The sequence below is a fragment of the Thermodesulfovibrio hydrogeniphilus genome, assembly GCF_054657355.1.
Genome location: NZ_BAAHYW010000001.1, coordinates 283,637 through 297,733, shown reverse-complemented (window position 1 = coordinate 297,733; position 14,097 = coordinate 283,637). Strand labels below are relative to the sequence as shown.

Sequence of the window (14,097 nt, the reverse complement as noted above, 5' to 3'; positions counted from 1 at the left end):
ATATTGAAATCACTGCCACTACATATTCAATGCCGTGACTTGATGATATTTGCTCAATTAATGGCATTTTTTACACCTTTCTTTCATGACAGTCTGTGCATTTCTTTGGTTTTTCTATTTTCATATTTTCATGACATTTTATGCACATTCCATGATATGAAGACTGAAGTCTTGGTCTTTTTGGTTTTGTTGGTTCAAAGTTTACGCTATGGCAGTTTACACAAAGAGGAGGCTCAGATTGTTTTGCCTCTGCAGTTTCCTTGCTTTTGTGATGGCATCCTCTGCAAATTGTATCCCCATTCGCATGAAAATATGTAGCAAGCCTGCTTGTATTTGATATATCCGTGAGTTTTCTTGACATTCTGTAATGGGGCATTTTTACTGGATCAAATTCTTTTTCTATGTGCTTTATCACAACTTCTTCTTTGAATTTTTCTTTAGGTAAGACAATTTCTGAGGTCTTTTCAATTTCCTTTTTGCCAGTGTGGCATCTCTGGCAAATTTCTCTGTTTGCCAATTCAGTTCTAACGGGTGAAATAAAGTAATGACATCCTGTGCAGTCTTTATTAGAATTTATAATTTTTTGGTGGCATCCCTGACAGCTTACTTGAGAGTTTAATGAATGATATGCAGTTGCAGTATTTACAAATCCTCCTTCCTCTTTTCCTTTAATGTCATGACATTCTTTGCAGGACTTTAATGTTTCATGATGGCAGTCTCTGCAGTGCTTATTATTTTTTTCATGAAGTTCATGATTGAATGAAACACCTTTCATCTTTGCATTTTCTATTGTTATAAAAGCAGTCTTTGGTTGTTCCATCTCAGGTCTTTGAGCATCTTTTAGCTCATCCAAAGTTTTATATTTTCCTGTATGACATTTTGAGCAAACAATTGGTCCTGCTTCAATTCCTTGAATTTTATTGCTTACATGGCAGTTAATACAAAGTAAATGAAAGGAATTCTTTAAATTTAAATTCTTTTCTTTTGCAACTTTTACAATCCTTGAAAGCTCAGGTCCTCTTTTTTTGCTAAAATCATGGCAGTAGTAACAGGATTGCTCAGTTCCTTTCTCATAAACTAAAGCAAGCTCTTTATTTTCTTCCTCTATGTCATAGGTGTGATGGCAAAGGCTACAGTCATTTTGATGTTTTTTAACATGTTTTTCATGAAGTGCAAAGTCAAAATCAAATTGAGGATACTTTACAGTGGCTCTTTCATATTCTTTTTTATGACAATCTCTGCATGAAAGGATTTCAGGTCCTGTTTTTATATTTTTTGCACTGAGTTTTTGATGACAATTTAGGCATTTACTGTGATATGAGTTTTTGATTTCATCGGAAGTCTTACCACTCGCAAAATCAAATGAAAGAGTTCCTTCTTTTTCTTTGTGGCATTCAGTGCATACTGTTTCCTGAGACTTGCCAAGAATTTTAGCCATAGCTTCTACATGTTTTTGATGTTTAAAAATTACCTTTCCATATTCAAGTTTTCCAAATATTTCTTGATGAGCTATTTCAAGTAAGTTTTCTTCCTGAGGCTTTAAAGTTCCGACTGAATAAAGAGTTTTTGTTGCAAATGCAAACACTAATATTAAAATTCCTATTAAAGCTAATCTTTTCATGGTCTCATCTCTTCAGGTATTTCCATTGTTTCTGCAATTATATCTGTAAGGAATTTAACATGCACACCAAGTTTGTAAAAGTCATTTAAATCTTCAATTCCCTTATGGCATGTATGACAAGGAGCTATTACAATTTTTACTCCTGTATCCTTTATTTGTTCAGCCTTTACTTTTCCTCCCTCCATTCTTGCCATTTTCCATGAAGGTCCTGCATCAATCATGCCACCTCCAGCTGAACAGCAGTAGTTGTGGTCATAATTTGGGGTCATTTCAATAATTTTTTCGCATGTTGCTTTTACTATAAATCTAATCATTTCTCCCATTCCTCTGTATCTTACAATGTTGCATGGGTCTTGAATAGTGACAGGTTCTTCAATTTTTTTAGCAATTTTGATTTTTCCATCTCTTATTAGTTCATAAAAGAATTGAACTCCATGTATATATGGAATTGGAGTTTCTTTCCATCCCAAATATCTTACTCCCTCATAGACACCTGTTCTGAATGCATGTCCGCATTCTCCCATAACAATTCTTTTTACATTTAGCCTGAGTGCAACTTCATAATGGGTTTTTACAACTTTGCCCATCGTTTCAAAATCGTGGGCATAAAAGGATTTGTTCGTATAGTCCCATCCATCAGTTTCAGGAACAGTCCAGTCAAGCTTTGCAACATTCATAATTTTAGCCATGTTTGTAAGAAGTCCTGTCATGTATTTTGCTTCAAGTCCATGTGCAAGATAAAGAATTTCAGCATCTTTTTTTCCAATTGGAATCCTCGCATTCTTTATCTCTGCCCTTAATTCATCTTCAAGCCACTGAATTGTATCAAGCCATTCATCTTGCCTGAACCAAAGCATGTTAGTTGTCTGCATGTGGCTGAGAGCCTGATCCTGAATATACTGAGGCACAGCACCAATTAGACAACATATTCTTCTTACAAGGGAGATTAAATATGCTATATCAATTCCAAATGGACAAAACTGCACACATCTACGGCATAGATTACATTCGGAGAACGCAATTCGAGCATATTTTTTTATGTCCTCCTTTGATACATTTCCTTTTTTATCTAACATATCCCATATAGTTTGCTTTACCTTAGCAGCAGGTGCATATGTTGGGTCTCCCTCATGACCAAGATAATGATGACATGAGTTTGTGCACATTCCGCATCTTAGGCATGTCTCAACAAAAACTTTCAGTCTGGCTGAAGCTTCTTTTTTAAGAACCCAATCAATAGCTCTTTTTATTTTCGCCTCATCAACTTTTTTAAGAGTTTCATCAATTCCTATGTCTGTAACTTCTTTTCTAACAAACTCCATTTTCTACCTCTTTCCTTAATTCATTATCCACGAGCCACCATTCACTATTCACCAAATTAGTAATCCCTTGAATGTCTTACTGCTCCAAATTCACTTCCTGTGTGAGCCCTTGTCAAAAAGAATACAAACATGTGACTAAGCTTTGTAAATGGAACTGCAATAAGCATAAGCTCTCCAGCTAACATGTGTATTGTAAGCATTATTTTGTATTCAAGTAAAAGTTCATGATGAGCTAAAAATCCTGTTAAAAATGGAAGAGCAACTATTGCAAGTATTACATAGTCTGAAGTTGAAGTAAGAAATTTTACATCTTTTTGAGTAAGTCTTCTAAAAACTAACAATATTAAGCATACAAGAACTATCACTGTCATGAAGTCACCTAAGCCAACAGGAAGAGACCACCAACTGATTTTCCATGACTCCTGCCATAGCTCTACATGGGCTTTGAGAAAAATAGCAACAGCAAGTAAAGATATGTGAAATGCAAAAGTTATTGCGGTAAACCAAGGATGTCTTCTCATGCTTATGCTTGCACAAGGCACAAGCCAATGGAGCAAAGACCTTAAAGTATATTTCAAACTCAAATAAGGATATATGATTTTTTCTTTCTTTGCCATTTTAAGTATTGAGTAGATGCGCCAACACATACCTGCAAAAAATACAAGGAATGCAATCCAAACCATTGGTCCACGAGCAAAAGTATAAACTGATGGATCAGAGAAAAACTGCTCCATTATCCCAAAACCTCACTAATTTTCATAATCTTTCTCAAATATTTTCCTTCTTTTATACATCTTACAAGTATTTTTTCTCCATCAGGGCTAATATGAGGTTCCCATAGCATTTCATAATTTTCTTTTGAAATTGTTCCATCAATTGCTATAAAATAAGCTCCGTCTTTTTCAACTTTTGCAACAATATACTGTCCATCTGGACTAAACTGTGGAGACCATATCCTGTCAAATCCTGTATTCCAAGGAATTCCATCAACGGCAACTGTCCACTGATTATTTTCCCTTACAACTGCAGCAACTTTTTTTCCATCATTGGAGAAAAATGGTGGAAGCACTGCTTGAGAAAAAGTTCTTTCCCAAGCAATTCCATCAACAGCAATTGTCCATTTTCCAAACTCTGTAGCGACTACACCTACAAGTTTTTCTGTTGGTGAGGATTTTAAGTGCAATATTTGAGTAAAGTTATTCCAAATTTGTTTACCATTTAATGCAACTGTCCATCCTTTTTCAGTTTTTACAGGAGCTGCAACATCGTTTTCATTTATAAAAATGGGTTCCCAAGCATTTAAAAAGATTTCATTCCAAAGAACATCATCTACTGCAACTGTAAACTCCTGCTGAGAAAGCCTTACAGTGGAGGCAACTTTTTTACTGTCAGGGCTAAAGCAACATCCGTAGACTGATATAAAACTTTTCTGCCAAGCAATTCCATCAACAGCAATTGTCCATATTCCTTCTTTTGCGCTGAAAATATCAAGAAGTGGAGGATTTTTTACTTTTACATATGAAGCAGTTCTTTGCCCATCAGGTGAAATAAAAAGGTCTCTTACATCAAAAAATAAATTTTCCCAAACTTTTCCATTTAAAAATACGCCGTAGGAGTCTCCTTTTTTTACATTAAATGCAATTGAGCTTCCTAATGACTGAAGATTCCATGCATAATCAAAAGTTCCATCAATTACGCTATCATCCTTTGCTAAGGTCCATTCATAATTTTGAAGCACCAAACATATAAAACTGTTTTCAGATGTAAACTGAGGAAAGCAAACTCTTTCAAATGAATTTTCCCAATGTTGTCCGTTAATGAAGGGTTTTACCTGCTTGTCTTCAATTTCAACAACTGCTGCTATTTTTTCTCCATCATTACTTACAAGTAGTTCATGAATAAGAGGATATTCATTTTTTATTTTGCTAATGTCGCAAATTAATTTTTCCCTTGTTTGCCAGTCCCAATTTTTCATTATTGGTATATATTAAATAAAATTTTGAGAATCATTGTCAAGTTTTTTTGGATTTAAAATAAAGTTTTTTGGTATAATTTTTTTAGCCCCCTTAGCTCAGTAGGATAGAGCACAGGTTTCCTAAACCTGGTGTCGCAGGTTCGATTCCTGCAGGGGGCATTTTATTAAACCTCGTCAAATTGCCTGCAAAAATTTTTTCAACTCTATCTAAACTGCAATATTATGTTATAATTGAATTAATTTAAAAACTAAATTGAGCGATTCTCATAGTCATCGTATGATAGATATATGGACATTGCGAGAGATTTTATTTCTGAGGCTATACTTTGTTTTTATGAGATTGCTTCGGGTGCTCAGACACCCTCGCAATGACGAGGAGGAAGGATGCCATGCAATTATATAGGCTAACTTAGGTTCATAAAAATGCTTAGTTTAGATTAAAAATTATCTAAAAGGAGGAATTAACCATGAAAAAGTTAATTTTATTAGCTATTTTACTCATTCCGTTCAGTGTTTTTGCAGAACCCCGTTATAATCTTCCAATAGAGAATTCACCATTTATTGGAGCTGCAGATGCTCCGCTTGTAATTGTAGAGTTTATAGATTACCAATGACCACATTGTGTTGAGGTCGGTCCGACCATTGATGGATTGGTAGAGGAGTTTAATGGAAAAGTGAAGCTTGTTATAAAGTTCTTTCCATATAAATACAGAGATTATGCAAGAATAGCTGCTGAGGCTGCAGTTGAAGCATGGAGGCAGGGAAAATTCAAAGAAATGCATAATTTATTGATTAAAAAATCTCCACGACTTGACAGAGAATCTCTCATACAGTATGCAAGGGATTTAAATCTTGATGTTGAAAAATTCACAAAAGCCATTGATAATTTTGAGGGTGCAGATATTATTGAAAGAGATTTGAAACTTGCAAAAGACCTTGACCTTTATGTAACTCCTGCCTTCTATATTAATGGCTTAAAAGTGCTTGGAGTAAGAGATTATGATTACTTTAAAGCTATAATCATGGAGGAGTTAAAAAATGTTAAGAAAAAATAACATTTGGATTTTTTTTGTTATTCTATTTACTGGATGTCTGTTATTAAACATTGACAGTTTTGCTTTAGATAAAAAGAAAAAAGAGCTTGCACCTTTGCCACCTCCTCCAATTCCAAAAGATAATCCAATGACTCCAGAGAAGATTGAACTTGGCAAAAAGCTTTTCTTTGACAGACGCCTTTCAGGTGATGGAACAACAAGCTGTGCAAGTTGTCATGACCCAGAGAAAGCATTTACAGATGGAGCAGAAATATCTCTTAGCTATCCTACAACAAGAAATTTTAGAAATGCACCGACTTTAATCAATACTGCCTATGCAAAAACTCAATTCTGGGATGGAAGAGCAAAAACTCTTGAAGAACAGGCTGAGTTCCCTGTAATGTCTCCCTTTGAAATGAATCAAAATCTTGATTTTGTTGAGGAAGAGATTAGAATTGTGCCTGAATACAGGGAAGCTTTTAAGAAAATTTTTGGACAAGAGGTAAATATTAAATTAATTGCAAAGGCAATAGCTGCATTTGAAAGAACACTTATCTCTAAAAATGCTCCTATTGACAGGTATTTAAAGGGCGATAAGAATGCATTATCTGAGGAAGCCAAAAAAGGCTTGGAAATTTTCAAGGGAAAAGGTAAATGCATTGAGTGCCATTACGGACCTTACCTAAGTGATCAGAAATTCCACGCCTTGATGGTTCCGGAAAATCCAAAGTATGCAAATGAAGATAAGTTTATTGTAACAAGAAGATACATAGCTAAGATAAACAAATTTCCAGATTACATGAATGTTAAGGATGATTTAGGTCGCTATTTTAAAACTAAGAAAAAACAAGATTACAAGGCTTTTAAAACTCCTACACTGAGGGAAGTTGCAAAAACTGCTCCATATATGCATAATGGCATATTTAAAACACTTGATGAAGTAATTGATTTCTTTAACAAAGGCGGAGGACAAGGAAATAAAGCTCTAAAGCCTTTAAATCTTTCTTTGGACGAAAAGAAAGCTTTAAAAACTTTTTTAGTTGAAGCTCTATCTGGCGAAGACTTAAAAATAAAACCACCAGAAATACCCTAAAAATAGGAGGATTTATGGAAATTGAGAAAATAATTAATGAAAAGCCTCATTTGAAGAGTCCCCTTGAGTTATATGAGAAAATAAGAAAATTTACTGATACCTGTAAAAGCGAAAAAGAGAGATTAAAACTGGAAAATAGTTCAGATTTAATAGATGTTGTTTTAACAAATTTTTCTGAAGTTTTTCAAGCTCCTTATGAATCAATAGCATTTTTAAAAGATGAAATTTTAAAATCAGGAAAGGACCCTATAAAAGAACCTCAAACCTTATGGTCTCTTGAGATTCAAGGTGAAGATTTTTCTAAAGATGAAGTTGAAAGGCTTCTATTTGTTCTGAGCAAGCCTTTCTTTGTATTTTTAAGAAAAGAGGGACAAAAAGCTCCTTTTACGGATACAGGAAAATGCCCTATTTGCGGAACAGAGGCTTCTCTTGCAATGATTACTGAAAATAATGAAAAAATAATGATATGTCCTTTGTGTGAGCATGGAGGCAGTTTCTTCAGAATCTGTTGTCCCCATTGTTTCAATAAAAATTCAAGCAGAATAGAGATATTTCTTGATGATGAAGAAATAAGAGTAGAATACTGCTTAGAATGCAACACTTATATAAAAAGCTTTAAAGAAGAGCATTATATTAAATATAAAGACCCTTTTTTAATTGATATTGTAAGTTTGCCTCTTGATATTGCTGTTCAGAAAAAGGGCTATATAAGACGTTCCCCTAATATTCTTGGACTGAGGATTATTGAGTAATGGCTGGGAAAAAAGTTTTCCATGAACTTTTAACTCTTAAAAATGCAAAGGAAAAACTTTTTAGTGAGTTTAAAAATAGAGTAAAACTTCCTATTGAAAGTGAATTAATTCATGTAAGAGATTCTCTCAATCGTGTTACTGCGGAGGCAGTTTTCGCAAAATTCTCATCTCCATATTTCCATTCTGCTGCAATGGATGGTTATGCTGTAAGGGCAAGGGATACTTTTACAGCAACGGAAAGAGAGCCAGTAAGATTAAAAATTGGTACTGATGCAATATGGATTGAAACTGGAGACCCACTTCCAGAGGACTTTGATGCTGTTATTCCTGTTGAAGATGTAAGTTTAGGGGAAGGCTACATAGAAATATATTCGTCAGTTCCACCATACAATGATGTTCGTGTAATTGGTGAGGATATTGTTGCAACTGAATTAATTATTCCTGAAAGTCATGCTGTTCGCCCTGCAGACATTGGAGCCATGCTTGCAAGCGGAATAACCCATATAAAAGTAAGAAGAAAGCCGATTGTTGGAATTATTCCAACTGGCTCTGAACTTGTTGACCCTGACACACTTCAGGATAAACTTCCTGAGCCACCTCATCTACTTGAGTACAACTCTGCAGTTTTAAGTTCATTGGTTGAGGAAATTGGAGCAGTTGCAAAAAGATATCCTGTAGCAAAGGATGATGAGGAAGAAATAAAAAATGCTGTAAAAATAGCTCTTAAAGAGTGTGATTTAGTTTTGCTCAATGCTGGTTCAGGATATGGGAAAGAAGATTTTACATATAAAGTTATTAATGAACTTGGAGAATTAATAATAAATGGAGTTGCTATAAAACCGGGAAAACCTTTTATTGCTGGATTTATTGAAAATAAGCCTATATTAGGAATTCCAGGATATCCTGTCTCAGCATTTCTTTGTTTTGACCTTTTTGTAAAACCTTTAATTGAGTTTTATCTTGGAGTTTCTACAAAGAATGAAGAAACACTTAAGGGAATTCTTTCAAGGCAGATAAGCTCTCCAATTGGAGTTGATGAATTTGTAAGGGTAAAGGTTGGCAAAGTAGGAGAAAAATATATTGTTACACCAATGGGTCGTGGTGCTGGACTTCTTATGTCTGTTGTAAGAGCTGATGGCTACATTGTTATTCCTAACGGTTCTGAGGGATTTTCACAGGGAATGGAGGTCAATGTACATCTTTGGAGAAGAAAGGATGAAATAGACAAAACCATTGTTTGCATTGGAAGTCATGACAATACTTTAGATGTTTTGTACAATTTCCTAAGAAAAAGATATCCCGATGTAACACTTTCATCAGCCCATGTAGGCTCTATGGGAGGCTTGGCTGCAATTAAAAAAGGTGAAGCCCATGTGGCAGGAACTCATCTTTTGGATGAAGCAATAGGTGAGTACAATGTGCCATTTATCAAGAGACTTATGCCAGATAAAAGGGTTGTTCTTATAAATCTTGTCTATAGAATACAGGGATTCATAGTTAAAAAAGGGAATCCCAAAAATATTAAGAATTTTGAAGACCTTGTTCGTGATGATGTTATTTTCATTAACAGACAAGCTGGCTCAGGAACAAGGCTTTTGCTTGATAAATATTTAAGAGAACTTGGTATAAATCCTTCACAAATAAAAGGTTATGAAAAAGATGAGTACACTCACATGGGAGTTGCATCTGCTGTGCTTACAGGAAGGGCTGATGCGGGACTTGGGATTTTGGCTGCTGCTAAAGCATTGGATTTGGACTTCATTCCAGTTGCTGAAGAAAGATATGACCTTTTAATTCCTGCTGAATTTATAGAATCACCTATTATTCAGGCACTTTTGAATGTAATAAAGGAAGACGCAGATTTTAAGAAGGCTGTAATAAGTCTTGGCGGTTATGATGTTCGTGACATGGGAAAAATAATTTATAAAAATTAATTCTCTGCCTGTTCAATAGCCTTTTGAAGCTCTTCTTTGCCTATATCTACAATTCTCTTTGCTCCTATATATCTTTGAAAGTAATAAGGAGCTTCAAGGCTGTCAATTGTAACTTTCTTACCTCTTGTGGATGCGTGTATAAAAAGATTATCGCCAAGATAAATACCTACATGGGATGGAAATTTTGCATAGGTTTTGAAAAATACAAGGTCTCCCGGTTTTAGCTCTTCCTTTGAAACAGGAATTCCAACAGTAAACTGTTCTCTGGCAGTTCTTGGCAGATCAATACCTACCATTGAATAAACCTTCTTAACAAAGAAGGAGCAGTCAAGTCCTGTATAGCTATTTCCACCGAATTTATAAGGTAAATGAAGCATCTTTTTAGCAAACAACAACAATCTTTCAGTAATGCTCATCTGAGATAAATCTTCAGAAGTTTTTATTTCTTCTATTTCCTCAATTTTATTTTCTATATCAACTTTGGCAGTTTTGATAACATGAACATTTTCATTTTCCCTTGCAGTGGAATTCTCCTGTTGGGAATTTGTTTTTTGTGCTGCTTTTACAACTAATTTTTGCCCTAATTTTAAGTTATTGCTACTTAGATTATTCAATCTTTTTATTTCCTCAACAGATACATTGTATTTTTTTGCAATCCTGTAAAGGTTTTCACCCTTTTTAACTGTATGATAAACTGGCTCTGTATTATTTTTAATTGCTTTGGATTTTACTGCAGATGAATTCTTTACAGGAATTTCTAATTTCATTCCTACTTGTAGTTTATTGTTTTGTAAGTTATTTGCCCTTTTTATATCATCAATGGAAACATTATATTTTTTTGCAATTCTGTAAATATTATCTCCCTTTTTTACTGTGTATGTTTCAGCAAAAACAATGCAGGGAATAAGCATTAATATGAAAAATAGAAATTGTATTTTCTTCATACGGCACCTCCTTCATGCAACATTAATTTTCTCAAACTGACTTAACTCTGGTAATTCTTTTAAACTTGATATGCCGAATAACTTCAGAAATTCTTTTGTAGTCCCATACATGAAAGGTCTGCCAGGAACTTCCTTTTTTCCTACTATTTTGATGAGTTTTTTTTCTAAAAGAGTTTTTATTGCATAATCTGAATTAACACCTCTTATTTTTTCGATTTCTGCTTTTGTAATTGGCTGTTTGTAAGCTATTATTGCAAGTGTTTCAAGGGCTTGCTCAGATAGTTTATTAGAGTTATTTAACTTTTTAAAGATTTTTACCCATTCTCCATATTCAGGATTTGTAACCATCTGATAGGAATCTTCAATGTTTATAATTATAATTCCCCCATTTCTTAATTTATAATCATCCATAAGCTCTTGAATAATCTCTTTGATATCCCTTTCTGATATGTTCAGCAGAGATTGTAGAATTTTTATTGAAATAGGCTTTTCAGAGACAAACAATAGAGCTTCAATAATGCTCTTTATTTGGTCTTTGAATAAATGCATGGACATCAAATTATACACTAACAAAATTAAAAAATGCAAATTTAATTTTATAAAGGCAAAAAATTCCCAAATCGTTTATACTGAATATGTAAATTTTTATGGAGGGAGTATTATGGAGTGGTATAGGATAAGTATTAAAGAAGTTTTCAGCAAATTAAATACCACAGAAAAGGGCTTGACAAGTGAGGAGGCTGAAAAGAGAATCAAGATTTATGGGAAAAATATACTGGGTGAAGATGAAAAAATAAGCAAAATTAAGATGTTTTTGCGTCAGTTTACAAGTCCTTTGATTTACATATTAATCATAGCAGGCATAATAACTTTATTTCTGAAGGAATACATTGACGCAGGAGTAATATTTGCAGTTGTTATTCTAAATGCCATAATAGGTTATATTCAGGAATACAAGGCTGAACAAAGCATGAGAGCTTTGAAAAAGATGTTGATTCCTTGGGCAAAGGTAATCAGAGATGGAGTTGAAAGAGAAATAAACAGTGAAGAGCTGGTTCCTGGAGATGTTGTAGTTTTGTATTCTGGCATTCGTGTTCCCGCAGATATAAGATTAATTCATACAGTTGAGCTAAAGATTGATGAGTCAATACTTACAGGAGAATCCCTTCCAGCTGAAAAGCATCATCACACAATAAAGGAAGAAGGGCTAACATACGGAGACCAAAGGAACATGGCATTTAAGGGAACGATTGTTGTAAGCGGAAGAGCAAAGGGAGTTGTAGTTGCAACTGGAATGAATACAGTTTTTGGTAAGATTGCAAAAAGCATAAAGGAAGCAGAAACAGTAAAAGCTCCTTTGCAAGAGAAGTTTACAAAGTTTGCAAACACTATTGGAATCGTAATTCTACTGGCATGTTTATTTCTTTTTATTGCTGGATTCATTGCTGGCGAGTCAATAAAGACAATGTTTATGACCGCAGTGGCTGCAGCGGTTGCTGCAATTCCTGAAGGATTGCCTGTAGTTGTAACAATAACTCTTGCAGTAGGAGTGGCAAGAATGGCTAAACATCACGCCATTATTAGAAAACTTCATGCAGTAGAAACACTTGGTAGCACAACTGTAATTGGCTCGGATAAAACAGGGACACTTACTAAAAATGAAATGACAGTTAAGTTAATATTTGATGGAAAAAATATATACGAGGTTGAAGGAAGTGGATATGAGCCAAAAGGCAAAATCCTTAACAATGGAATACCAATTGAGCCATTAAAACATAAGGAGTTGATTGAGGTTTTGAGAATTGGATTGCTTTGTAACGAGTCATCTCTTTACAAAGAAAACGGTGATTATAAAGTTCAAGGAGACCCAACCGAAGGAGCTTTAATTGTCTCTGCAATGAAGGCAGGATTAAATCCTGAAGAGGAAAAGGAAAAATACAGGCAGGTAGCAATAATTCCATTTGAATCTGAGAGGGGCTATATGGCAACTTTGCATTCTTACAGAGGTAAAAAATATCTATTTTTAAAGGGAGCACCTGAGAGGCTTCTTCCGTTATGTATAAAAGACTCATACGGAAAAGCTTTGGACAATGAAAAAGTTTACGAAATTTCTGAAAATTTTGCAAAGAAAGGTTTAAGGGTTTTAGCATTTGCATATAGAGAGGTATCGGAGGATGTAGAAGAAATCTCATGCAAGGAAATTGAAAAATGTGATACAATTACGGGACTAATTTTTGCAGGACTTCAAGGTATGATTGATCCTCCTCGTCCAGAAGTAATTGAAGCAATAAATGGATGTAAGAGGGCAGGAATAAGAGTAATAATGATAACAGGAGACCATGCAGTTACTGCTAAAGCAATAGGACAGATGCTTGGAATTTCAGATGAAAAATCTAAGGTTCTTACTGGTAAAGAGCTTGAGAAGATGAGCGATGAAGAGCTTTTTCAAAAGGTAAAAGAAGTATCAGTGTATGCGAGAGTTTCTCCCCAACATAAATTCAGAATTGTTGAGCAGTTGAAGAGACATGGTGAGATTGTAGCGGTAACAGGTGACGGTGTTAATGACGCTGCAGCACTGAAAGCTGCCCATATAGGAATAGCTATGGGTAAAAGTGGAACAGATGTTGCTAAAGAAGCCTCTGATATGGTGCTTACTGATGATAATTTTGCAAGTATATTTCATGCAGTGAAAGAAGGAAGGATTGTTTTTGATAATATCAGAAAGGTAACATTTTTTCTTATTCCAACAGGATTGGCATCAATACTATCCATTGCCATGGCAATTTTCTTTGGACTTCCCATTCCATATGTTCCAGCCCAGATACTTTGGATAAACTTAGTAACAAATGGGCTACAAACTTTAGCGCTTGCCTTTGAACCGGGTGAAAAAGATGTTTTAACCAGACCCCCAAGATCTCCAAAGAAAGGTATCATGTCACGGTTATTGATTGAGAGAACAGTGATAGTTGGAACATTAATATCAATAGGTACAATCGTGGCATTTATTTATGAATTGCATTTAGGAGCATCCATTGAAAAGGCAAGGACTATGGCAGTAACAACTATGGTTTTTTTCCAATTTTTCCAAGCTTGGAACAGCAGATCTGAGTATGAATCTATTTTTCGGATTAATCCACTCAGTAATCCTTTCTTATTCTTCGGTCTGGTTGCTTCAACTATTGCCCAGTTGGCATTTATTTATTCTCCCCTATTCCAATGGATATTTAGAACAGAGCCTATTTTACTTTCTGAATGGCTTAAAATTATTCCTTTAGCCCTTTCTGTTGTGTTGGTGGTAGAGATAGATAAATGGATAAGAAGGCGAAAGAGGGATAGAGGCAATTAGAGAGTTGAATTTTATACAAAGTTTTTTTAATATAAATATAAATTAATTTGGGTGATTTTAAAACGTCATCGCGAGT

11 protein-coding genes, 1 tRNA gene and 1 pseudogene are annotated in these 14,097 nt (G+C 34.6%); 7 read left to right on the top strand and 6 right to left on the bottom strand.

The features are described 5' to 3' along the window. Positions 1 to 70: 70 nt before the first annotated feature. The 4 genes from hmcA to ACYQ3P_RS01555 are packed head-to-tail and all read right to left on the bottom strand — an operon-like array spanning position 71 to position 4,918. Positions 71 to 1,621 (bottom strand): sulfate respiration complex hexadecaheme cytochrome HmcA, encoded by a 1,551-nt coding sequence (gene hmcA, locus ACYQ3P_RS01570; protein ID WP_460176202.1) that lies wholly within the window; start codon positions 1,619 to 1,621, stop codon positions 71 to 73. Beyond that, positions 1,618 to 2,943 carry a (Fe-S)-binding protein gene (locus tag ACYQ3P_RS01565; RefSeq protein ID WP_460176201.1) on the bottom strand — a complete coding sequence of 442 codons (1,326 nt, stop codon included), beginning with the start codon at positions 2,941 to 2,943 and terminating at the stop codon, positions 1,618 to 1,620. The genes hmcA and ACYQ3P_RS01565 overlap by 4 nt, the downstream gene beginning before the upstream one ends. A gap of 56 nt (positions 2,944 to 2,999) precedes the next feature. After that, positions 3,000 to 3,677, bottom strand: a complete 678-nt coding sequence (tmcC, locus tag ACYQ3P_RS01560; RefSeq protein WP_460176200.1) for a TmcC family electron transfer complex membrane anchor subunit — start codon at positions 3,675 to 3,677, stop codon at positions 3,000 to 3,002. After that, positions 3,677 to 4,918 (bottom strand): TolB family protein, encoded by a 1,242-nt coding sequence (locus tag ACYQ3P_RS01555; RefSeq protein ID WP_460176199.1) that lies wholly within the window; start codon positions 4,916 to 4,918, stop codon positions 3,677 to 3,679. The genes tmcC and ACYQ3P_RS01555 overlap by 1 nt, the downstream gene beginning before the upstream one ends. A gap of 85 nt (positions 4,919 to 5,003) precedes the next feature. Between ACYQ3P_RS01555 and ACYQ3P_RS01550 the strand changes: the two genes are divergently transcribed. The 6 genes and pseudogenes from ACYQ3P_RS01550 to ACYQ3P_RS01525 all read left to right on the top strand — a co-directional run bounded on the left by ACYQ3P_RS01550 (position 5,004) and on the right by ACYQ3P_RS01525 (position 9,731). Then, a tRNA-Arg gene (locus ACYQ3P_RS01550) sits at positions 5,004 to 5,077 on the top strand. Between the two features lie 308 nt (positions 5,078 to 5,385). Next, complete coding sequence (locus ACYQ3P_RS01545) at positions 5,386 to 5,532, top strand: hypothetical protein (protein ID WP_460176198.1); 147 nt, start codon at positions 5,386 to 5,388, stop codon at positions 5,530 to 5,532. A 12-nt stretch (positions 5,533 to 5,544) separates the two neighbouring features. Then, a pseudogene (locus ACYQ3P_RS01540) lies at positions 5,545 to 5,973 on the top strand (DsbA family protein); the annotation flags it as partial. After that, positions 5,957 to 7,045 carry a cytochrome-c peroxidase gene (locus ACYQ3P_RS01535; protein ID WP_460176197.1) on the top strand — a complete coding sequence of 363 codons (1,089 nt, stop codon included), beginning with the start codon at positions 5,957 to 5,959 and terminating at the stop codon, positions 7,043 to 7,045. The pseudogene ACYQ3P_RS01540 and the gene ACYQ3P_RS01535, both read left to right, overlap by 17 nt. A gap of 14 nt (positions 7,046 to 7,059) precedes the next feature. Continuing rightward, positions 7,060 to 7,797, top strand: a complete 738-nt coding sequence (locus tag ACYQ3P_RS01530) for a formate dehydrogenase accessory protein FdhE (protein ID WP_460176196.1) — start codon at positions 7,060 to 7,062, stop codon at positions 7,795 to 7,797. Beyond that, entirely contained in the window at positions 7,797 to 9,731 is a 1,935-nt protein-coding gene (locus ACYQ3P_RS01525; protein WP_460176195.1) for a molybdopterin biosynthesis protein, read from the top strand. The genes ACYQ3P_RS01530 and ACYQ3P_RS01525 overlap by 1 nt, the downstream gene beginning before the upstream one ends. Here ACYQ3P_RS01525 and ACYQ3P_RS01520 read toward each other — a convergent pair. Both ACYQ3P_RS01520 and scpB read right to left on the bottom strand, forming a co-directional pair. Then, a complete protein-coding gene (locus tag ACYQ3P_RS01520) occupies positions 9,728 to 10,675 on the bottom strand; it encodes a C40 family peptidase (RefSeq protein ID WP_460176194.1) in 948 nt (315 codons plus the stop codon). The two genes, ACYQ3P_RS01525 and ACYQ3P_RS01520, sit on opposite strands and share 4 nt — an antisense overlap. Positions 10,676 to 10,687: 12 nt before the next feature. Continuing rightward, the gene (gene scpB, locus ACYQ3P_RS01515) at positions 10,688 to 11,224 is read right to left on the bottom strand and encodes an SMC-Scp complex subunit ScpB (protein WP_460176193.1); all 537 of its coding nucleotides are present in this window, start codon (positions 11,222 to 11,224) and stop codon (positions 10,688 to 10,690) included. 112 nt (positions 11,225 to 11,336) lie between these two features. Between scpB and ACYQ3P_RS01510 the strand changes: the two genes are divergently transcribed. Then, positions 11,337 to 14,021: a cation-translocating P-type ATPase gene (locus tag ACYQ3P_RS01510; protein WP_460176192.1), complete on the top strand. Its 2,685-nt coding sequence runs from the start codon at positions 11,337 to 11,339 to the stop codon at positions 14,019 to 14,021. The last annotated feature ends 76 nt before the right edge of the window (positions 14,022 to 14,097 follow it).

Coding starts and splice junctions, on each gene's coding strand:
- ACYQ3P_RS01555 (WP_460176199.1), bottom strand. CDS start 4,918: ATGAAAAATTGGGACTGGCAAACAAGGGAAAAATTAATTTGCGACATT.
- ACYQ3P_RS01535 (WP_460176197.1), top strand. CDS start 5,957: ATGTTAAGAAAAAATAACATTTGGATTTTTTTTGTTATTCTATTTACT.
- ACYQ3P_RS01520 (WP_460176194.1), bottom strand. CDS start 10,675: ATGAAGAAAATACAATTTCTATTTTTCATATTAATGCTTATTCCCTGC.
- ACYQ3P_RS01525 (WP_460176195.1), top strand. CDS start 7,797: ATGGCTGGGAAAAAAGTTTTCCATGAACTTTTAACTCTTAAAAATGCA.
- hmcA (WP_460176202.1), bottom strand. CDS start 1,621: ATGAAAAGATTAGCTTTAATAGGAATTTTAATATTAGTGTTTGCATTT.
- ACYQ3P_RS01510 (WP_460176192.1), top strand. CDS start 11,337: ATGGAGTGGTATAGGATAAGTATTAAAGAAGTTTTCAGCAAATTAAAT.
- ACYQ3P_RS01530 (WP_460176196.1), top strand. CDS start 7,060: ATGGAAATTGAGAAAATAATTAATGAAAAGCCTCATTTGAAGAGTCCC.
- ACYQ3P_RS01565 (WP_460176201.1), bottom strand. CDS start 2,943: ATGGAGTTTGTTAGAAAAGAAGTTACAGACATAGGAATTGATGAAACT.
- tmcC (WP_460176200.1), bottom strand. CDS start 3,677: ATGGAGCAGTTTTTCTCTGATCCATCAGTTTATACTTTTGCTCGTGGA.
- scpB (WP_460176193.1), bottom strand. CDS start 11,224: ATGCATTTATTCAAAGACCAAATAAAGAGCATTATTGAAGCTCTATTG.
- ACYQ3P_RS01545 (WP_460176198.1), top strand. CDS start 5,386: ATGAAAAAGTTAATTTTATTAGCTATTTTACTCATTCCGTTCAGTGTT.